19 protein-coding genes and 1 pseudogene are annotated in these 18,860 nt (G+C 69.8%); 11 read left to right on the top strand and 9 right to left on the bottom strand.

Going from position 1 to position 18,860, the window contains the following annotated elements:
* Positions 1-2: 2 nt before the first annotated feature.
* The 4 genes and pseudogenes from AC2SGK_RS10480 to AC2SGK_RS10465 form a co-directional block, all read right to left on the bottom strand.
* A pseudogene (locus AC2SGK_RS10480) lies at positions 3-125 on the bottom strand (DnaJ family domain-containing protein); the annotation flags it as partial.
* Positions 126-240: 115 nt separating this feature from the next.
* Positions 241-3,102 carry a valine--tRNA ligase gene (locus AC2SGK_RS10475; protein WP_488323488.1) on the bottom strand — a complete coding sequence of 954 codons (2,862 nt, stop codon included), beginning with the start codon at positions 3,100-3,102 and terminating at the stop codon, positions 241-243.
* Positions 3,103-3,160: 58 nt separating this feature from the next.
* The gene (locus AC2SGK_RS10470) at positions 3,161-3,511 is read right to left on the bottom strand and encodes a DUF1428 domain-containing protein (protein ID WP_488323487.1); all 351 of its coding nucleotides are present in this window, start codon (positions 3,509-3,511) and stop codon (positions 3,161-3,163) included.
* Positions 3,512-3,567: 56 nt separating this feature from the next.
* Entirely contained in the window at positions 3,568-3,999 is a 432-nt protein-coding gene (locus AC2SGK_RS10465) for an Lrp/AsnC family transcriptional regulator (RefSeq protein ID WP_488323486.1), read from the bottom strand.
* Positions 4,000-4,159: 160 nt separating this feature from the next.
* On the opposite strand from AC2SGK_RS10465, the gene AC2SGK_RS10460 reads away from it, so the two are divergent.
* The gene (locus AC2SGK_RS10460; RefSeq protein WP_488323485.1) at positions 4,160-5,314 is read left to right on the top strand and encodes a type III PLP-dependent enzyme; all 1,155 of its coding nucleotides are present in this window, start codon (positions 4,160-4,162) and stop codon (positions 5,312-5,314) included.
* Between the two features lie 34 nt (positions 5,315-5,348).
* Positions 5,349-6,425, top strand: a complete 1,077-nt coding sequence (locus tag AC2SGK_RS10455) for a T6SS phospholipase effector Tle1-like catalytic domain-containing protein (protein ID WP_488323484.1) — start codon at positions 5,349-5,351, stop codon at positions 6,423-6,425.
* Between the two features lie 10 nt (positions 6,426-6,435).
* Here AC2SGK_RS10455 and metF read toward each other — a convergent pair whose 3' ends face one another.
* Complete coding sequence (metF, locus tag AC2SGK_RS10450; protein WP_488323483.1) at positions 6,436-7,308, bottom strand: methylenetetrahydrofolate reductase [NAD(P)H]; 873 nt, start codon at positions 7,306-7,308, stop codon at positions 6,436-6,438.
* Between the two features lie 91 nt (positions 7,309-7,399).
* On the opposite strand from metF, the gene AC2SGK_RS10445 reads away from it, so the two are divergent.
* The 3 genes from AC2SGK_RS10445 to AC2SGK_RS10435 all read left to right on the top strand — a co-directional run bounded on the left by AC2SGK_RS10445 (position 7,400) and on the right by AC2SGK_RS10435 (position 10,229).
* Positions 7,400-8,314, top strand: coding sequence for a LysR family transcriptional regulator (locus AC2SGK_RS10445; RefSeq protein ID WP_488323482.1), 915 nt, complete (start codon positions 7,400-7,402; stop codon positions 8,312-8,314).
* A 70-nt stretch (positions 8,315-8,384) separates the two neighbouring features.
* Positions 8,385-9,176 carry an inositol monophosphatase family protein gene (locus tag AC2SGK_RS10440; RefSeq protein WP_488323481.1) on the top strand — a complete coding sequence of 264 codons (792 nt, stop codon included), beginning with the start codon at positions 8,385-8,387 and terminating at the stop codon, positions 9,174-9,176.
* A gap of 99 nt (positions 9,177-9,275) precedes the next feature.
* On the top strand, positions 9,276-10,229 hold the full coding sequence (locus AC2SGK_RS10435) for a DMT family transporter (RefSeq protein ID WP_488323480.1): 954 nt from the start codon (positions 9,276-9,278) through the stop codon (positions 10,227-10,229).
* Here AC2SGK_RS10435 and AC2SGK_RS10430 read toward each other — a convergent pair.
* The gene (locus tag AC2SGK_RS10430) at positions 10,195-12,258 is read right to left on the bottom strand and encodes a lytic transglycosylase domain-containing protein (RefSeq protein ID WP_488323479.1); all 2,064 of its coding nucleotides are present in this window, start codon (positions 12,256-12,258) and stop codon (positions 10,195-10,197) included. The genes AC2SGK_RS10435 and AC2SGK_RS10430 overlap by 35 nt on opposite strands.
* Before the next feature lie 123 nt (positions 12,259-12,381).
* Here AC2SGK_RS10430 and dapA point away from each other — a divergent pair, with 123 nt between their 5' ends.
* A complete protein-coding gene (gene dapA, locus AC2SGK_RS10425) occupies positions 12,382-13,257 on the top strand; it encodes a 4-hydroxy-tetrahydrodipicolinate synthase (RefSeq protein ID WP_488323510.1) in 876 nt (291 codons plus the stop codon).
* 64 nt (positions 13,258-13,321) lie between these two features.
* Here dapA and AC2SGK_RS10420 read toward each other — a convergent pair whose 3' ends face one another.
* A complete protein-coding gene (locus AC2SGK_RS10420) occupies positions 13,322-14,521 on the bottom strand; it encodes a UbiH/UbiF family hydroxylase (protein WP_488323478.1) in 1,200 nt (399 codons plus the stop codon).
* A gap of 71 nt (positions 14,522-14,592) precedes the next feature.
* A complete protein-coding gene (locus AC2SGK_RS10415; RefSeq protein ID WP_488323477.1) occupies positions 14,593-15,255 on the bottom strand; it encodes a pyrimidine 5'-nucleotidase in 663 nt (220 codons plus the stop codon).
* Positions 15,256-15,319: 64 nt separating this feature from the next.
* Here AC2SGK_RS10415 and AC2SGK_RS10410 point away from each other — a divergent pair, with 64 nt between their 5' ends.
* The 4 genes from AC2SGK_RS10410 (at position 15,320) to AC2SGK_RS10395 (ending at position 17,971) form a co-directional block, all read left to right on the top strand.
* On the top strand, positions 15,320-15,943 hold the full coding sequence (locus tag AC2SGK_RS10410; protein WP_488323476.1) for a GntR family transcriptional regulator: 624 nt from the start codon (positions 15,320-15,322) through the stop codon (positions 15,941-15,943).
* On the top strand, positions 15,936-16,568 hold the full coding sequence (locus tag AC2SGK_RS10405) for a DNA-3-methyladenine glycosylase family protein (RefSeq protein ID WP_488323475.1): 633 nt from the start codon (positions 15,936-15,938) through the stop codon (positions 16,566-16,568). The genes AC2SGK_RS10410 and AC2SGK_RS10405 overlap by 8 nt, the downstream gene beginning before the upstream one ends.
* Entirely contained in the window at positions 16,565-17,221 is a 657-nt protein-coding gene (locus tag AC2SGK_RS10400) for an alpha/beta hydrolase (protein ID WP_488323474.1), read from the top strand. Before AC2SGK_RS10405 ends, AC2SGK_RS10400 begins: the two co-directional genes overlap by 4 nt.
* Positions 17,222-17,371: 150 nt before the next feature.
* Entirely contained in the window at positions 17,372-17,971 is a 600-nt protein-coding gene (locus tag AC2SGK_RS10395) for an HNH endonuclease (RefSeq protein ID WP_488323473.1), read from the top strand.
* Between the two features lie 10 nt (positions 17,972-17,981).
* On the opposite strand, the gene AC2SGK_RS10390 is transcribed toward AC2SGK_RS10395, so the two are convergent.
* Entirely contained in the window at positions 17,982-18,155 is a 174-nt protein-coding gene (locus AC2SGK_RS10390) for a hypothetical protein (protein ID WP_488323472.1), read from the bottom strand.
* Between the two features lie 232 nt (positions 18,156-18,387).
* Here AC2SGK_RS10390 and AC2SGK_RS10385 point away from each other — a divergent pair, with 232 nt between their 5' ends.
* Positions 18,388-18,702, top strand: a complete 315-nt coding sequence (locus AC2SGK_RS10385; protein WP_488323471.1) for a DMT family transporter — start codon at positions 18,388-18,390, stop codon at positions 18,700-18,702.
* Positions 18,703-18,860: the final 158 nt, after the last annotated feature.

Here is an 18,860-nt window from a genome sequence, read left to right as displayed (position 1 = left end):
ACGCCCGCCTGCGCCATGATCCGGAACCCGGCGGCGGTCCCGTCCCGCTCCACGGGCCGGTCGGGCAGGGGTTTCCCTTCGCCCTCAAGGCCGCTCAGCTTGCCCTCGGCACGGGCCTCCAGCATCATCCTCTCGGCGATCCGCTCCAGCCAGCCCATGGCCGCCCCCGCTTCTTCTTCACCCAAATATCCCCGCCGGAGGCACCCGCCCGCAAGGCCGGGCGCCTCCGGCGGCGCAGGCTCACATCGCCGCCAGCTGCGCCAGCGCCGCATTCAGCCGCGCGATGTCATCCTCCAGCGCGGACAGCTTGCCCCGCGTCTCCTCGATCACCTCGGCCTCGGCATTCTCGACGAATTTCGGGTTCGACAGACGCTTCTGCAGGCCCTCGGCATCCTTGCCGGACTTCTGCACCGCCTTCTGCAGGCGCGCGGTCTCGGCCGCCACGTCGATCACGTCGCCGATGGGCAGCGCGAAGCTCGCGCCCTGCACCGACACCGCGATCATCCCCTTGCCCGCCACGCCATCGGCGGGCGCGTTGACGCGGGCCAGCCGCTCGATCAGCGGGCCGTTGGCCGACAGCGCCGCGCGGGCCGCCTCATCCGCCTCGGTCACGACCAGGTCCAGCTTGGCCCCCGCCGGCACGCCCATCTGCGCGCGGGCCGAGCGCACGCCCTCGATCAGCGCGATGACCCAGTTCATCTGCCGGTCGGCCTCGGCGTCGATCAGATCGGCGCCAAGCTCCGGCCAGTCGCCATGGACCAGCATGCGGTCGCGCTCGCCGGTCAGCGCCCACAGCTCCTCGGTGACGAAGGGCATGATCGGGTGCAGCATGGCAAAGCACTGATCCAGCACCCAGCCCATCGTGGCCCGCGTCTCCTCGGCATGATCGCCGTCGAACAGCGGCTTGGCGAACTCGACATACCAGTCGCAGACCTTGCCCCAGACAAAAGCGTAAAGCCCCGTCGCCGCATCGTTGAAGCGATAGGCGGCCAAGGCCTCGTCCACAGCCATCAGGATGCGCGCCGTCTCTCCGATGATCCAGCGGTTCACGACATGCGCGGGCTCGGGCCGCGCGCCGCCGCCGCGCACGCCGTTCATCTCGGCGAAACGGGTGGCGTTCCAGATCTTGGTGACAAAGTTGCGGTTCACCTCGACGGCCTTGGGCCCCAGCTTGGGGTCGCGCCCCATCGCCGCCATGCTGGTCAGCGTGAAGCGCAGCGCATCCGCGCCATAGGCATCCACCAGCGTCAGCGGGTCGATGACATTGCCCTTGGACTTGGACATCTTGGCGCCCTTCTCGTCGCGCACCAGCCCGTGGACATAGACGGTCCTGAACGGCACGTCGCCCACGACCTCCAGCTGCATCATCATCATCCGGGCGACCCAGAAGAAGATGATGTCGAACCCCGTGACCAGCACGTCGGTCGGGAAATACTTCTTCAATTCCTCGGTCGGCTCCGGCCAGCCAAGCGTCCCGATGGGCCAGAGGCCCGAGCTGAACCAGGTGTCCAGCACGTCCGGGTCGCGGGTCAGCGCCTTGCCCGGGGCCATGGCCTGCGCCTCGGCCTCGGTGGCGGCGCAGTACTGGTTGCCCTCCGCATCGTACCAGACCGGGATCTGGTGGCCCCACCACAGCTGGCGGCTGATGGTCCAGGGCTCGATGTTCTCAAGCCAGTTGAAATAGACCTTCTTGTGCTGCTCGGGCAGGATCTCGGTCCGGCCCGACCGCACGGCCTCCATCGCGGGCTCGACGATGCGCGCGGTGTCCACGAACCACTGGTCGGTCAGCATCGGCTCGATCACCACGCCCGAGCGGTCGCCGAAGGGCTGCATGATGGGCTTGGCCTCGACCACCGGGCGGCGCTCCAGATGCTCGGCCCCGGTCTCGGGCTCGATCTCCTTGTGCAGATAGGTGACGGCCAGGCCCTCGGCGGTGACCTGGTCGATCACGCGCTTGCGGGCCTCCAGCCGGTCAAGGCCGCGCAGATCCTCGGGGACAAGGTTCACGGCGGACACATCGCCCACATCCTCGCCCCGCGCGGCGCGGGTCGCGATGGCCGCGCTGTCGGCATAGGACAGCCCGTCGGCACGCATCTGCGCATTGCCGTCCATCAGGGCATAGAGCGGGATGCCGTTGCGCATCGCCACGCCATAGTCGTTGAAATCATGCGCGCCGGTGATCTTGACCGCGCCCGAGCCGAAATCGGGGTCCGGATATTCGTCGGTGATGATCGGGATCAGGCGGCGGTGCTCCTTGGGGCCGACCGGGATCTCGACCAGCTTGCCGACGATGGGGGCATAGCGCGCATCCGACGGATGCACGGCCACCGCGCCGTCGCCCAGCATGGTCTCGGGGCGGGTCGTGGCGATGCTGATATAGTCGCGCAGCTCGCGCAGGGTCACGCGGCCGTCCTCGTCGCGCTCGACATATTCATAGGTCTCGCCGCCCGCCAGCGGGTACTTGAAGTGCCACATGTGGCCCGGAACCTCGCGGTTCTCGACCTCCAGATCGCTGATGGCGGTTTCGAAATGCGGGTCCCAGTTCACCAGCCGCTTGCCGCGATAGATGATGCCTTTGTTGTAGAGGTCCACGAAGACCCGGATCACCGCGTCGTGGAAATTGCCCTCCTCGCCGGCAGGCGCGCCGGGAGCGCCGGACATGGTGAAGGCATTACGCGACCAGTCCGCGCTGGCACCGAGGCGCTTCAGCTGATTGATGATCGTGTCGCCGGATTCCTGCTTCCACTTCCAGATTTCGGCGGTGAAATCGTTGCGGTCCCATTCGCGGCGCGGGGGCTTACCCTCGGCGGCCAGCTTGCGTTCCACGACCATCTGCGTGGCGATGCCCGCATGGTCCTGTCCCGGCTGCCACAAAGTGTCGAAGCCGCGCATCCGGTGCCAGCGGACCAGGATGTCCTGCAGCGTGTTGTTCAGCGCGTGGCCGATATGCAGGCTGCCCGTCACGTTCGGGGGCGGGATCATCACGGTGAAGGTCTCGGACCGCCGCGCATTGGCGCCGGCGGCGAAGGCGCCGGTCCGTTCCCATTCGGCGCTGATCCGGGCCTCGGCGGCCTGTGCGTCAAAGCTCTTGTCCATCGTCATCGCGTCACCCCATCTGTTGCGTCGGGATTAGCGAATGAAGGGCCAAAGGCCAAGCCCGTCAGGAAACGTCCACGATCGGCGTGAAGCCGCCCCAGAACATGCGCGCCCCGTCGAAGGGCATCTCGCCCATCTCGGGGTGCTCCTCGGCCATCATCGCGGCCCAGGCCGCGTCGGCGGTGGCGCGGTCGGGCCATTCGATCCAGGAAAACACGGGAACCTCGCCCTCCCTGGCCTCGGTGGCGCGATAGAAGTCGGTGCGCGTGCCGTGGGGGACATCCTCGCCCCAGCCCTCGACCATGCGCAGCGCGCCGTGACGCTTGAACATCGGCCAGGCGGCCTTGGCATGGGTGATGTAGTCGTCGCGCCGGTCGGCGGGCACGGCGGCGACGAAACCGGAATAATAGGTCATGGCACTCCTCCTCTGCGACAAACTGTCCGCCTGTCGCGGATTCGGATCAAGCCCGATCAGACCGCGCGGTCCAGCTTCGTGGAGAGGTGGATCAGGCTCTCGGAGGACCGCACCCCCTCGACCGCGCCGATCCGGTCCAGCGTGTCGTCCAGATCGCTGGTCGATTCCGCCGCCAGCAGCAGCAGCATGTCCACCCGCCCGCTGGTGGTGTGGATGCGCTCGACCTGCGGGATGGTCTTCAGGCGCGACAGCACCGCGGCCTGGGCGCGCGGCTCGATCGCCAGCAGGACCGTGGCGCGGATGCGCGCGGCACGCGCCGCCTCGCCCAGGCGCAGCGTGTATCCGGCGATGGCGCCGGTCGTCTCCAGCCGCTCCAGCCGGGCCTGCACGGTCGACCGCGCGACCCGCAACCGGCGGGCCAGGACCGCCACCGACATGCGCGCATCGCCCGACAGCTGCGCAAGAATGTTCCGATCCAGATCGTCCAAGGGGTGCCTGCCCGCCGCTTTCGTCAAAATGACATGATCTTGGGCATAATAACTGATGAGGCGCGTGATTCTACCCTTTTCATCGGTGAAATCGGAACCGAAAAGCGCCATCTTGGTTGCGCCATTCCGGCCACCGCTCCAGCTCCTGAAAGGAACATCGATGGGACAGCAGAAGACCGTCTGGGACAATCCGGCCGAGGTCATCCGACATCTGGCCCCGGAACATCCGGTCATGGTCTTTGCGCCGACGGTCCTGCAGGACAGGGCGCGGCAGTTCATCGAGGGCTTTCCGGGCTTGGTGACCTATGCGGTCAAGTCAAACCCCGAGGAGGCCGTGATCCAGAACCTGGTCGCCGCGGGCATCCAGGGCTTCGACGTGGCATCCCCCTTCGAAATCGACCTGATCGGCCGAATGGCGCCCCATGCCGCGCGCCATTACCACAATCCGGTCCGCGCCCGCTCCGAGATCGCGCATGGCGTGGCCCAGGGCATCCGTGCTTGGTCGGTGGATAGCCGTTCCGAACTGGAGAAGCTGTTCGATCAGGTGCCGACCCAGGTGGACGGGCAGGGGGTCGAGATTTCTCCGCGCTTCAAGCTGCCGGTGCTGGGCGCGGCCTATGATTTCGGATCGAAATTCGGCGCATCGCCCGAACTGGCGGCCGAACTGCTGGCCGAGGTCGCGCGGCGCGGCTATGTGCCCTCGCTGACCTTCCATCCGGGCACGCAATGCACCGATCCCATCGCGTGGGAGAGCTATATCCGCGTGTCCAAGGACATCTGCGATATGGCCGGCGTGCGCGCGGTGCGCCTGAACGTGGGCGGCGGCTTCCCCTCGCATCGCGTGGTCGGGGTCGAGCCGGACCTGGCCTCGATCTTCCAGGAGATCGCCGACACCGTGACCGAGATGTTCGGCGAAGATGCCCCCGCGCTGGTCTGCGAACCGGGCCGGGGTCTGGTGGCCGATGCCTATGCGCTGATCACCCGCGTCAAGGGCGTACGCGACGGCGGCCATGTCTTCCTGAACGACGGCGTCTATGGCGGTCTGGCCGAGCTGCCGATCATCGGCAATATCGACCGGATCGAGGTCCTGGACCCCCAGGGCCGCCCCCGCGGCGGAGAGCTGGGCGGCCGCGTGATCTTCGGCCCGACCTGCGATTCGGTCGACCGCCTGCCGGGCGAGCTGCCCCTTCCCGAGGACATCGCCGAGGGCGATTACGTCATCTTCCACGGCGCGGGGGCCTATTCGACCGTCACCAACACGCGCTTCAACGGCTTCGGCGCCATGACCCACGCGACGGTGATGCGCCTGTCGTAACCATTTGCTCATGCCCCCGTGCTAGGGTCGGGGCATGAGCGCCATCCGACCCCCCACCACCCATGTCGTGCTGATGGACAGCACCTTCGCCTCGCTGGCCGATGGCAGGCGCAGCTCCATCGGCCGCATCCACCGGCTGCTGACCGGACAGCTGGGCGCCATGCCGCCCGGCCGGCCGCGCATCCATTACGGCATGGGCCAGCAATGGGCGCACTGGCGGACCCTGCCGGACCTGATCATGGGCCGCATCCTGGAGACGCGCATCACCGAGGCCTATGGCTGGCTGGCCTCGGGTTATCGCCCCGGCGACCGGATCGTGATGCTGGGCTATTCGCGGGGGGCCTTCGCGGTGCGCAGCCTGGCGGGGATGATCAGCCGCGTCGGCCTCCTGCGCGCGGAGGCCGCGACCGAACGCCATATCCGGCTGGCCTGGCGCTATTATCATCAGGGCGGCACGGCGCAGGCGATGGCCGCGTTCCGGCGCAGACGCTGCCATGCGCAGGCGCCGATCCGGATGGTCGGCTGCTTTGACACGGTGATGGCCTTGGGCCTGCGCCTGCCGGTCCTGTGGATGCTGACCGAGCCGCGCTTCCGCTTTCACGACGCCTCTCTTGGCGAGGGGATCGAACATGGCTTCCAGGCCCTGGCGCTGGATGAGACCCGCGCCGCCTTCGCGCCGATGCTGTGGGACGACGACCATGCCGCCGGGCGGATCGAGCAGATGTGGTTCCGCGGCGCCCATCCCGACGTTGGCGGCCAGCTGGGCGGGTTCGAGTTCGCGCGGCCTTTGGCCAACATTCCGCTGGTCTGGATGCTGGAGCGGGCCGAGCAGGTCGGCCTGCCTTTGCCGTCCGACTGGCGCGGCCTGTTCCCCTGCGACGCGACCGCGCCGTCCATCGGCACATGGCGCAACTGGGGCAAGGCGTTCCTGGCGCGGACGTCGCGGCTGGCCGGGCGCTATGCGACCGAGGCGTTGCACCCCACCGTTCCGACGCCGGTGCCCGGACCCGTGCGGCTGACCGGTCACCTGGCCGCGCACCGCCCGCCCCGCAGGCCGGTCCGCGTGGCGGTGGCCGCCCGCTGGCGCGGCCCTCCCGTCGATCCGGTATAGGGGCCTGGTCTCAGGCCACGGCCTCCAGCCCGCCCTTGGGGCGCACGCCTAGGGCCGCGCAGACGTCGCGGGTCAGGTCGGGGCGGTTCAGCGTGTAGAAATGCAGCTGCTCGACCCCGCCTGCGATCAGCTGCTCGCACAGATCGACGCAGAGGCCGGTGGCCAGCTGGCGCGTTGCCTCCGGCCCGTCCAGCGCGGCCAGCTGGAACGCCTCCTCGGCCCAGTCCGGGACGGTCGTGTTGCAGGTCGCGGCGAAGCGCTTGGTGCCCGCCCAGCTCTGGACCGGCAGCAGGCCCGGGATGATCGGCGCGTCGATGCCCGCCGCCACGCATTTGTCGCGGAACCGGAAAAAGGTTTCGGGCTCGAAGAAGAACTGCGTGATCGCGCTGCTGGCCCCGGCCTCGATCTTGCGCTTCAGCCAGGCCACGTCGGCATCGCTGTCCGGGCTGTCGGGATGGGGTTCGGGATAGGCGCCGCAGCGGATCGTCATGTCGCCGCGCGCCGCGATCGCCTCGATCAGCTCGACCGAATGGGCGAAGCCATCGGGATGCGGGGTGAAGCGCTCGGCCCCCTGGGGCGCGTCGCCGCGCAGCGCCACGATCTCGCGGATGCCGGCATCGGCATAGGACTGCACGATCTCCATCGTCTCGGCGCGGGTGGCCTCGACGCAGGTCAGATGGGCCGCGACCTCCAGGCCGAACTGGCGGTTGATCGTGGTCACGGCCTCATGAGTCAGCTTGCGGGTCGTGCCGCCCGCGCCATAGGTAACCGAGACGAAATCCGGGTCCAGCGGCGCCAGGGCGCGCGCGGTCTCCCACAGCTTGAACGAGGCTTCCAGCGTCTTGGGCGGGAAGAATTCGAAGCTGATCCTGGGCGTGCTCATGGCGAATCCTTTCTGTTGGCGGGACTTGTGCCACGCGGCAACGCGTGAGACAAATTCATAATCCTCAAGATCAACGTGAGTTTCATTCATCATGCATCTAGAGCTGCGGCATCTGCGCACCGTCCACGCGATCCACGAACAGGGCGGCCTCGCGCGCGCGGCCGAGGTGCTGAACATCACGCAGAGCGCGCTGTCCCATCAGGTCAAGGCACTGGAGGAGCAGGCCGGGGTCGAACTGTTCGTCCGTCGGGCCAAGCCGATGCGCCTGTCGGCCGCGGGCATGCGCCTGCTGCGCCTGGCCGAGCAGGTCCTGCCCCTGGTCGCGGCGACCGAGGCCGAGTTCAAGGGCGTCGAGGCGGGCCGCATCGGTCGGCTGCACATCGCGATGGAATGCCATGCCTGCTTCGACTGGCTGCTGCCGGTGCTGGACATCTTCCGCCGCGCATGGCCCGAGGTCGACGTGGACATCCGCCAGCGCCTGGCCTTCGGCGCGCTGCCCGCGCTGGTGCGCGAGGAGGTGGACCTGGTGATCTCCTCGGACCCCGAGGATCTGGCGGGCGTCACCTTCCAGCCGCTGTTCGACTATGCGCCGACGCTGATCGTACCGGCGGACCATCCGCTGGTCGCCAAGGGCCATGCCGACCCCGCCGACCTGGCCGGCGAGACGCTGATCACCTATCCCATGGACCGCGCGCGGCTGGACGTGTTCAGCCAGTTCCTGACCCCCGCGGGCATCGAGCCCGCCCGCCAGCGCACGGTGGAGCTGACCGCCGTGGCGGTGATGCTGGTCGCCTCGGGGCGCGGCGTGGCGGTCATGCCGGACTGGGTCCTGCGGCGCGAGGCGGCCAATCCCGAACTGGCGCTGCTGCCTTTGGGGTCGCAGGGCATCCGGCGCAGGCTTTACGCCGCGGTGCGCACGGGCGATCTGTCCCAGCCCTACATGGCGCATGTGCTGCGCCTGTCGCGGACCGAGCCCCTGCGCATGCTGCGCGGGCCCCAGACTTGACGGGCCGCCTGATGCTTGGCTTTCCGGCGCGTCTGCCCTATGACGCGGCCAACCCCTATTCCCGGAGCATGTGATGGCAAGCGCCAATCTGAACGTCATGATCAAGGCCGCCCGCAAGGCCGGGCGCGCCCTGGTGAAGGATTTCCGCGAGGTCGAGAACCTTCAGGTCAGCGTCAAGGGGGCGGGCGACTTCGTCACCCGCGCCGACCGCGAGGCCGAGCGCATCATCAAGGAGGAGCTGCGCACCGCCCGCCCCAGCTATGGCTGGCTGGGCGAGGAGACCGGCGCCGAGGATGGCGACGACCCCACCCGCCGCTGGCTGGTCGATCCGCTGGACGGGACCACGAACTTCCTGCACGGCCTGCCGCATTGGGCGGTCTCGATCGCGCTGGAGCACAAGCGCGAGATCGTTGCCGCCGTCATCTTCGACGCCGCCAAGGACGAGCTGTTCGTGGCCGAGAAGGGCGCCGGCGCCTACATGAACGACCAGCGCCTGCGCGTCTCGGGGCGCACGCGGCTGGCCGATTCGGTCTTTTCGACCGGCATCCCCCATGCCGGGACCGGCCCGCTGCCCGCGATGATCCAGGACCTGGCGCAGCTGATGCCCGCGGTCGCGGGCGTGCGGGGCTTCGGCTCGGCCGCGCTGAACCTGGCCTATGTGGCGGGCGGCCGCTTCGACGGCTACTGGGAGCGGGGCACCAAGCCCTGGGACGTGGCCGCGGGCATCCTGATGGTGCGCGAGGCCGGCGGCTTCGTCCACGGCATCCGCGAGGGCGACGATCCGCTGGAATCGGGGCGCCTCATCGCGGCGAACCCGACGCTGCTGGAGCCCTTCGCCAAGATCATCCGCGCCCGCGACTGAGGCGCAACAGGTCGGGATTGCATTCCGTGCAACCCTGACCCTCCCTTGACCTTGTCCGGACGGGGGCGCAACAGGGGCTGATCCCGAAAGCGCGCCCCCATGTCCGACGACCGATCCCCCCAGCCCTATGCCGCGTCCGCCGCCGTCGCGGCCCCGCCGCCGGTGCCGCCCGCCACACCGGCGCCCCTGCGCGACCGCACCGGTCTGGCCATCGCGATGATGTGCGCGGTCAGCCTGATCTTCGCCTTTCAGGACGTGTTCTCGCGCATCCTGGGCGGGCAGTATCCGCCGGTGCTGATCGTGATGATCCGCTATTGGGTCTTCGCGCTGTTCGTCGTCGCGCTGGTCGCTCGGCAGCCCGGCGGGCTGCGCCGCGCCATCCGCACGAAACGGCCCCTGACCCAGATCGCCCGCGGCGTGATCCTGGCCCTGGAGGTGCTGATCATGGTCGAGGCCTTCGTCCGCCTTGGCCTGATCGAGACGCATGCGGTCTTTTCCGTCTATCCGCTGCTGGTCGCGGCCCTGTCCGGGCCGGTCCTGGGCGAGGCGGTCGGCTGGCGGCGCTGGACCGCCATCGGGGTGGGCTTCGCGGGCATCCTGGTGATCCTCAATCCCGGCGGGGGCGTGGTCAGCTGGGCGGCGCTGCTGCCCTTTGCGGCGGCGCTGATGTTCGCGCTCTACGGTCTGCTGACGCGGCATGTGTCGCGCGACGATCCGGCGATGGTCAGCTTCTTCTGGACCGGCGTGTCGGGGGCGGTGGCCATGACGCTGGCGGGCATCTGGGACTGGCAGTGGCTGGCGCCGATGGACTGGGTCTGGATGGCCTGCCTGTGCGTCTGCGGCATGACCTCGCATTACCTGATGATCCGCAGCTATGAGCTGGCCGAGGCCTCGGCGCTGCAGCCCTTCGGCTATACGCAGCTGGTCTGGGTCAGCATCCTGGGCGTGGTCCTGTTCGACGAGACGCTGCGCAGCAACGTGGTCATCGGGGCCGTGATCGTGGTCGCGGCCAGCCTGTTCACTCTGTGGCGACAGCGGGCCCGATCGCGGTGAACCATTCCGCCGGCAGGCGCGGGCCGATGAAGGGCTTGGGCCGCGGCTTGGCCGACAGGGCCAGCGTCAGGCGCTGTGGCGGAGGCGGCACCGCGCCGCCGCCCGACAGGTCCCACCGGGTGACGACCGGCGCAGGCGCGCCATGGATGCGCGCACGATAGATTGGCAGCGCCTCGGCCACGCGCATGACGTAATTGCGCGTCTCGTCGAAGGGGATCAGCTCGACCCAGTCCACCGGATCGGCATCGCGGCGCAGGTCGCCGAAATCGTTCAGCCAGCGTGCCGACCGCCCCGGCCCGGCATTGTAGCCCGCCGCGATCAGCGCCACGGACGGGCCGAACCGGTCGGCCAGGTCGATCAGGTATTGCGACCCGATCCGCGCGTTGTAGCGGGCATCGCTGGACAGGCGCGCCAGGTCATAGGGCATGCCGATCTGTCGCGTGACCTGTTCGGCGGTGCCGGGCATCACCTGCATCAGCCCCTGCGCGCCGACCGGGCTGCTGGCCGTGTGGTTGAATTCGGATTCCTGGCGCGCGATGGCCATGACCAGTTCCGGCGGCGGACCCAGATCCTCGCGCTCCAGCCCGGTCAGGGGGAAATGCGCGACGGGCCAGATGACGCCCTGATTGGCCGACTGCTTGGCCAGGCGCAGCCCGTGCCAGGGGGTCCCGGCCTCGTACATCAGGCGCGCCATGCGGGCGATGTCCTCGGGGGCCGCGGTCTCGGCCAAGTGCAGCAGGAAGCGCTGCGCATCGTCGCGCCGTCCGCTGGCGACCAGCCACAGCCCAGCACGAAAGACCGGGTTCTCGCGCAGCGCGCTGCCGCGCCAGTCGGGCAGGGTGTCGATGGCCGGATCGGCCAGGGCGTAATCGGCGGGCAGGGTGCGGCCGACCTTCTCCATCGCCAGCTGACCGTAATAGGTGCCGGGCAGGTCGGCCGCCGCGTCATAGGCGGTGCGGGCAGCGGCATCGTCGCCCAGGGCCTCATGCGCGCGGCCCTGCCAGTAGAAGGCGCGCGACTTGCTGATCGCGGCACCGACGACCGTCTCCAGATGGTCGAAATGGGTCAGGGCGCGGGCCGCATCGCCGGTCTTCAGCGCGGCAAAGCCCGCCAGCCATTCCAGATCGGCGTAATAGCGGTTGTCGGGCGTCAGGAAATGCGGCGTGGCCAGCCGCAGGGCGCGGTCCCAATCGCCGTTGCGCATCGCCAGACGGGCGTAATCCACCCGCATCGAGGCCCATCGCGCGGGGTCGCGCAGCGCCTCCGCGCTGGTCGAGACCTCCAGCATCAGCGCCTGCGCCCCCTCATGCTGGCGCGCGCCCACGCGCCAGTCGAAGCGGTCCACCGTCAGGCCCGGATCGGCGCGCAGGTCCTGGGGCAGGGCCAGGATCAGGTCGTCCACCCCGTCGCGCCCGGCCTGCAGCGCGATGCGCGCGCGGGGCAAAGCGCGGTCGGGATCGGGCAGCCGGGGCAGCAGGCGCTCCGCATCGGCCCATTCCCCGGCATCCAGCATCGCGGTGACGCGCGCCGGGATCAGCGCGGCCAAGTCGGGATGGGCGGCCAGCAGCGCGGCCTCGTCCGTGGCCGAGAGGGGCTGGACCAGGAAGAAGGCGCGCCGGGTGGCGGCCGCGTCATCGGCGGGCAGGATGGCGGTCAGCGCCTCCAGCCCGGCGCGGGTCGTGGGGCTGCGGCCGTCGAACCACAGGCGGATGTCGTCGGGATCGGCGCCGGGGCGCAGCTTGGCCTCGCCCCGCTGGATCAGCAGCGCAAGGCCCGGCCAGTCCGGATGGGCGCGCAGGAAGGCCGCGTAATCGGCGAACTCGCCATAGCCCGCGCGCAGGGCGTGCCACGCGACCAGCGATTCCCCCAACGGCCCCGCGGCGCGCGCCGCATCGCGGGCGGTGACCCAGTCCCGGGCCTGCGTCGCGGCCAGCGCCAGCGCCATCGCGCCAGGCTCCTCGGCCCGCGCGGGCAGGGAGAGGAACAGGGCCAGAAGGCCCGCCGCCGTCATGTCACGCAGAAGTCGCATCACCACCCTGTGTCATCGCCAAAGGCCCCGCGTGCAATTCACAACCTTGGCAAGTTGCCGCCCCTTGGATAGGGATGGCCCCGAAACCGCCTGCTTTCACCAAGGATCATCATGGAGCGTGTCATGTTCAAAGGGTCGATGCCAGCCCTGGTCACGCCGTTCACCCCGGACGGCGAGCTGGATCTGGACACGCTCAAGAAGCTGGTCGAATGGCATGTCGAAGAGGGCAGCCACGCCATCGTGCCCGTGGGCACGACCGGCGAAAGCCCCACCCTGACCCATGACGAGCATCGCACTGTCATCGAGGAGGTGGTGCGTGCGGTGAACGGTCGCATCCCGGTCATCGCGGGCGCCGGGTCGAACTCGACCCGCGAGGGTATCGGCCTACTGCAGCACGCGGCCAGCGTGGGCGCGGATGCGGGTCTGGTCGTGACCCCCTATTACAACAAGCCGACGCAGGCGGGGCTGATCGCGCATTACACCGCGCTGACCGAGGCCTGCGACCTGCCCATCATCATCTACAACATCCCGGGGCGGTCGGTCGTCGACATGATGGCCGAGACGATGGGCGTCCTGGCGCAGATCCCGTCGATCATCGGGGTCAAGGACGCGACCGGCAAGCTGGAGCGCGTGAGCTGCCAGCGCATGACCTGCGGGGCGGATTTCATCCAGCTGTCCGGAGAGGATGCGACGGCCCTGGGCTTCAACGCGCATGGCGGGGTGGGCTGCATCAGCGTCACCGCGAACGTCGCGCCGCGCCTCTGCGCGCAGTTCCAGGAGGCCACGCTGCGCGGCGATTACGCGGCGGCGCTGGAGATCCAGGACCGGCTGATGCCGCTGCATCTGGCGATCTTCGTGGAGCCGGGGCTGGTCGGCGCGAAATACGCGATGTCGCGGCTGGGCCTGTGCCATGAGCGGGTGCGCCTGCCGCTGACACCGCTGACCGAACCGACGCGCCGCCTGATCGACGCGGCGCTGGAGCATGCGGGCCTGATCTGATTGCGTCCCGCGACGGCGGGGGGCCAGCCCCCCGCACCCCCCGGTGTCGCGCGATGCCGGGGCCTCAGCGTGCCCCGAGGCCCGCGCGCATCATCATCCGCCTGACCGGGACGATCCCGTAGAGCCCGCCGAGCGCCGCGGCGCGCAGGTCGCGCAGCGGGCGCAGGCGCATCTGGCTGGCGCGGTTCAGCGCGTCGATGCCCAGGGTGCGGGCCAGCGCCTCGGGGCGGCGGCTGCGGTCGTAGCGCGCCAGGCTCTCGGCGCTGCCGGGATCGGCGCGGCTGAGATCCAGCAGCGTGGCGAGGTCCGCGAGGCTCATGTTCAGGCCCTGCGCGCCGATGGGGGGCAGGACATGAGCGGCCTCGGCGATCAGCGCGGTGCGGGGGCCGGCGAAGCGGTCGGCGATCTGGCTGATGATCGGCCAGGCGGTCAGCCGCGTCGCCGGGCGCAGGTGGCCCAGCACACCGGCCGAGCGGTCGTTCAGCGCGGCCTCAAACTCCGGGGCGGGCAGGGCCAGCAGGGCATCGATGGCCGCGGCATCGTCCATCCAGACCACGGCCGAGCCGGGCCGCCCGTCGCGGTCGGGCAGGGGGACCAGCGTGAAGGGGCCGCCCGCGCGATGCACCTCGGTCGAGATGTTGTGATGGGGCTGGTCATGCGTGACCGCGAAGGCCAGCGCCTTCTGCCCATAGCGCCAGGTCCGCACCCCGATGCCCAGGGCGCGCCGGACCGCCGAATCGCGGCCATCCGCGCCGATCAGCAGGCGCGCGCGCAGGCGGCGGCCGTCGGTCAGCGTCACCACCGCGCCTTCGGAGCGGGGCAGGACCGATGCCGTGCCGGTGCCGTGGATGACGCGGACCGAGGGCAGCGCCTTGATGCGCGCCATCAACTCGCGCCGCATCAGCCAGTTGGGCAGGTTCCAGCCAAAGGGTTGGTCGCCGATCTCGGCGGCGTCGAAGTCGCGGGTCAGGCGGGGGGTGGCGGTGGCGCCCCCGGCATCGACGATGCGCATGACCTGCAGCGCGGTGGCGTGGGGGGCGAGGTGTTCCCACAGCCCGATGCGTTCGAAAAGCGCGACGGAGGGCATCAGGAAGGCGGTGGAGCGCAGGTCGGCGCCCGCCGCACCCTCCTCGGTCACCGGGGGGGCGGGATCGACGCAGAGGACCGAGAACCCCTCGGCCCCGAAGGCGCAGGCGGCGATCAGCCCGGCCAGCCCGCCGCCCGAGATCAGGATGTCGATGTCGTCGATGCGCGTGTCGGTCATGGGATGCCCTTTCGGTTCATGCCCAGACTGCCCCGCCGCGCAAGCGGGGGAAAGGGGCGGCGCTGTCGCAGTCAGACCAGCGCGCGCAGAAATCCGGTCAGATCATGGGTGCGGTGCTGGACATGCGGGCCGACCCCCCCGGTCAGCGCGTCGGGCCCGTGGCGACCGTCGCCCACCAGCACGGTGCGCATGCCCAGGTCGTGCGGCACGATCAGGTTGCGCGGGTCGTCCTCGAAGAACGCGGCCCGCGCGGGGTCGATGCCGGAGGCGGCCAGGATCGGCGCATAGGCGCGCGGGTCGGGCTTGGGGTGAAAGCCTGCCTCCTCGATGCCGTATACGGCGTCGAACAGGTCCTCGGGCATGGCGCGGGCGGCCAGGACGCGGCGGGCGTAACCCGCGTCGCCATTGGTGTGGATGATCCGCCGCCCCGGCAGGGCGGCGATGGCGGCGGCCAGGTCCGGGTCGGGGGTCAGCACCGAGAAGTCGATGTCGTGGACGTCGGCCAGATAGGCCGCGGGATCGACCTGGTGGTTGGCCATCAGCCCGGCCAGCGTGGTGCCGTGCAGCCGCCAGTAATCCGCGCGCAGGCGGTTCGCGTGATCCTGCGGCACGTCCAGCGCGCGCATCATCCAGGCGGTCATCCGGACCTCGATCTGCGCGAAAAGCTGCGCCTCGGGCGGGTAGAGGGTGTTGTCCAGATCGAAGATCCAGACGTTGACATGCGAAAAATCCATGCCCCGGGCATAGCTTGCGCGCGGACCGCTTGCAATTCGGCGCGCGCGGGCCAATCGTTCGCGGATGAAAGACGCCTATTCCCTGATCCTGACCGCCATCGAGGGCGGCACCTACCGCCCCGGCGACCGGCTGGTCGAATCCGAGCTTGCCGAGCGGTTCGGCGTCAGCCGCACCCCCGTGCGCGAGGCGCTGCAGCGGCTGGAGACGCAGGCCATGCTGGTGCGCGACGGGCGCAGCCTGATCGTCGCCTCGCTCGACCACAACCAGCTGGCGGAACTCTATACCGTTCGGGCTGAGCTGGAGGCGCTGGCCGCCCGCCTGGCCGCCCGCCACGCCACCCCCGAGGAGGTGCGCGTGCTGGCCCAGATGGTCGAGGAGGACCGCCGCACCAAGGGCGACCCCGAGGCGCTGGCCCGCGCCAACAAGCGGTTCCACCGGCAGATCCATCTGGCCTCGCACAACCGCTATCTGGTGCAGCAGCTGGACCTGGTGCATCGGACCATGGCGCTGATGGCGCGGACCTCTCTGGCGGCCGAAGGGCGGGGCGAGACCGCGCTGGCCGAACATGCCCGCATCGTCGAGGCGATCGCGGCGGGGGACGGGGCGGCGGCGGACCGCGCGCTGCGCCAGCACATCTCGATGGCTTGGGAGGCGCGGCTGAAGCTGGAGGCGCAGGCGGGTGGCTGAGCCGCGCCTGATCCTGACCCAGGACGACATCGACGAAGGTGCCGCGCATCTGGCGGCCGTCTGCCCGGTCTGGGCGCGGGTGCTGCCCGACCTGGGCCCGCTGCCGCTGCGCCGCCAGCCGGACGGGTTCGCGGCCATGGCGCAGGCCATCGTGGGCCAGCAGGTCTCGGTCGCGGCGGCGGCGGCGATCTGGGGGCGGCTGCAGGCCGCGGGGCTGGACCGCGAGGCGACCCTGCGCGAGGCCGATGACGACAGCCTGCGTGCCGCGGGCCTGTCGCGGCCCAAGGCGCGCTATCTGCGCGGCATCGCCGCGGCGGGGCTGGATTGGGACGGCCTGCGCGATCTGCCCGACGACCGGGCCATCGCGGCGCTGGTCGCGCTGCCCGGCATCGGCGTCTGGACCGCCGAGATCTATCTGAAATTCGCTCTGGGCCGCCGGGACGTCTTCGCGGCGGGCGATCTGGCGCTGCAGGAGGCGGCGCGCGGCATGTACGGGCTGGCAGAACGGCCCGGACCGGCGGCCCTGCGGGTGATGGCCCAGCCTTGGGCGCCATGGCGGGCGGTTGCGGCGCGGGGGCTCTGGGCCTATTACCGCTGGGCCAAAGGACGCGAGGGAATATCATGACGGAACCGCTGCAATCCGCCCGCCGGGGGCCTGAACAGGTCACTTCGGTCGTGGTCTTCCTGCACGGCTATGGGGCCGATGGGGCGGACCTTCTGGGTCTCTCCGAGCCGCTGGCCCCGCATCTGCCCAAGACCGCCTTCTATGCCCCCGACGCGCCCGAGCCGTGCCGCAACAATCCGATGGGGCATCAGTGGTTTCCGATCCCCTGGCTGGACGGCTCCTCCGAGGTCGATGCCCGGATCAGCATGGGCCAGTCGATTGCGGCCCTGGACGAGTTTCTGGACACCGTTCTGGCGGCCGACGGGTTGAGCCCGGAGCGGATGGTGCTGGTCGGGTTCTCGCAGGGGACGATGATGGCGCTGCAGGTCGCGCCGCGCCGGGACCGGGCCGTGGCGGGGGTCGTGGGCTTCTCCGGCCGGCTGCTGTCGCCCGACACGCTGGCGGCCGAGGCGCGGGTCAAGCCGCCGGTCCTGCTGATCCATGGCGATCAGGACGAGGTCGTGCCCTTCGACGACATGGCGGTGGCGGGTCAGGCCCTTCAGGGGGCGGGCTTCACCGTCTATGGTCATGTGATGCAGGGGACCGGGCATGGCATCTCGCCGGACGGGCTGTCGGTGGCGCTGGCCTTCCTGAAGGACCGCCTGCCGGACTGATCTGTCATGCTGCCGTCATTTCGGGCGGATAGAGGTTCCCGCATCGGCCATGGATGCGGGGACTTGCCAGACGGTCCCCGCCAGATATAGTCGAGACGACGGATCTGACGGGCGCCCCGGTCAACCCCACGGGGCAGACGGGAAGGCGCTATGCTGGACGACCATCTTCGCTCCGACTTTCGAACGCAGTTCGTGCGCGAACCGGCCAATCTGCGCCATTACCCGGCGCTGGTGCTGAATGCCGATTACCGGCCGCTGTCCTATTACCCGCTGTCGCTGTGGCCGTGGCAGGAGGCGATCAAGGCCGTGTTCCTGGAGCGGGTGACGATCATCGCGGAATACGACCACGAGGTGCGAAGTCAGCGCCAAGCCTTCCGCATGCCTTCGGTCGTCGTGCTGAAGGATTTCGTCCGACCCCAGAAGCGCGTGGCATTCACGCGCTTCAATCTTTTTCTGCGGGACGAATTCTGCTGCCAGTATTGCGGGGCCAAGGGCGACCTGACCTTCGATCACGTCGTGCCGCGCTCGCGCGGGGGGATCACCAGCTGGGCGAACGTGGTCGCGGCCTGCTCGCCCTGCAACCTGCGAAAGGCGAACCGCAGCCTGCGCCATTCCGGCCTGCAGCTGCGTCGCGCGCCGCGCCAGCCCACCGCCGATGAGATGCATGCGGCCGGGCGGCGCTTTCCGCCGAACCACCTGCACGAGAGCTGGATGGATTTCCTCTACTGGGATGCCGAACTGGACAGCTGAGCGGGACCGGTCAGCCGTCGTGGTCCTGATGGCCGCGCAGGTTCAGGTGCAGCAGCAGCGCACCGCTGAGCGCCAGAAGCAGGAAGGCCACCGGGGGAATGCCGGCCGAAAGGCCCGCCCAGAGCGTGATGCCCGAAGCCAGCGTCACGACGACCAGCACGGCGAGGAAATGGGTCAGCGGCATGGGACACTCCTTCTCCTGAGGGTCAATATGGGGCGCTTCGGGGGCGTTGAAAAGACCACCCGTCGAATGCCCGGTATTTCGGCGAAGATGCCGCAGGGCCGCCCGCCGTCCTGGCGCGGTCTTGACCCGCCGACGGGCCGGTCCTAGGTTTGCGATCGAGGACGACCTCCCCCTGATGGGCAGAACCGCCGGGACGGCCCGGATGTCGAGGGAGAACCCCACCATGCCTTCCATGCCTTGGATCCTGCTGTTCGCCGCCGGTCTTCTGGAGATCGTCTGGGCGACGGCGATGAAGTATTCCGCGGGCTTCACCAAGCCCATGCCCACGATCGTGATGATCGTCGGGATGATCGCGTCCTTCTGGCTGCTGTCGACGGCCATGCGCGCCCTGCCTCTGGGCACGGCCTACATGGTCTGGACCGGCATCGGCGCGGTCGGCAGCTTTGTCGTGGGGGTCGTGTTCCTGGCCGAGCCGGTCACCGCGATGCGGCTGGCGGCGGCGGCGATGATCGTCGCGGGCATCGTCACGATGAAGATGGCCTCCTGACGGACCGCAGGCGGGGTGCGGCTTGCGTCCCGCGACGGCCGGGGGCGCTGGCGCCCCCCGGACCCCCCCGCCTTCGCCCCTCCGACAGAAAACCGCGAAAATCACGCGCCGGGGGTAATTTCCTTCCGGCGCAAGGGGTGATAGACGCAATGCCAGCC

Source organism: Paracoccus sp. NIOT.M2S5SZ12 (assembly GCF_057748165.1).
This window is presented reverse-complemented; position numbering and strand designations above follow the sequence as displayed.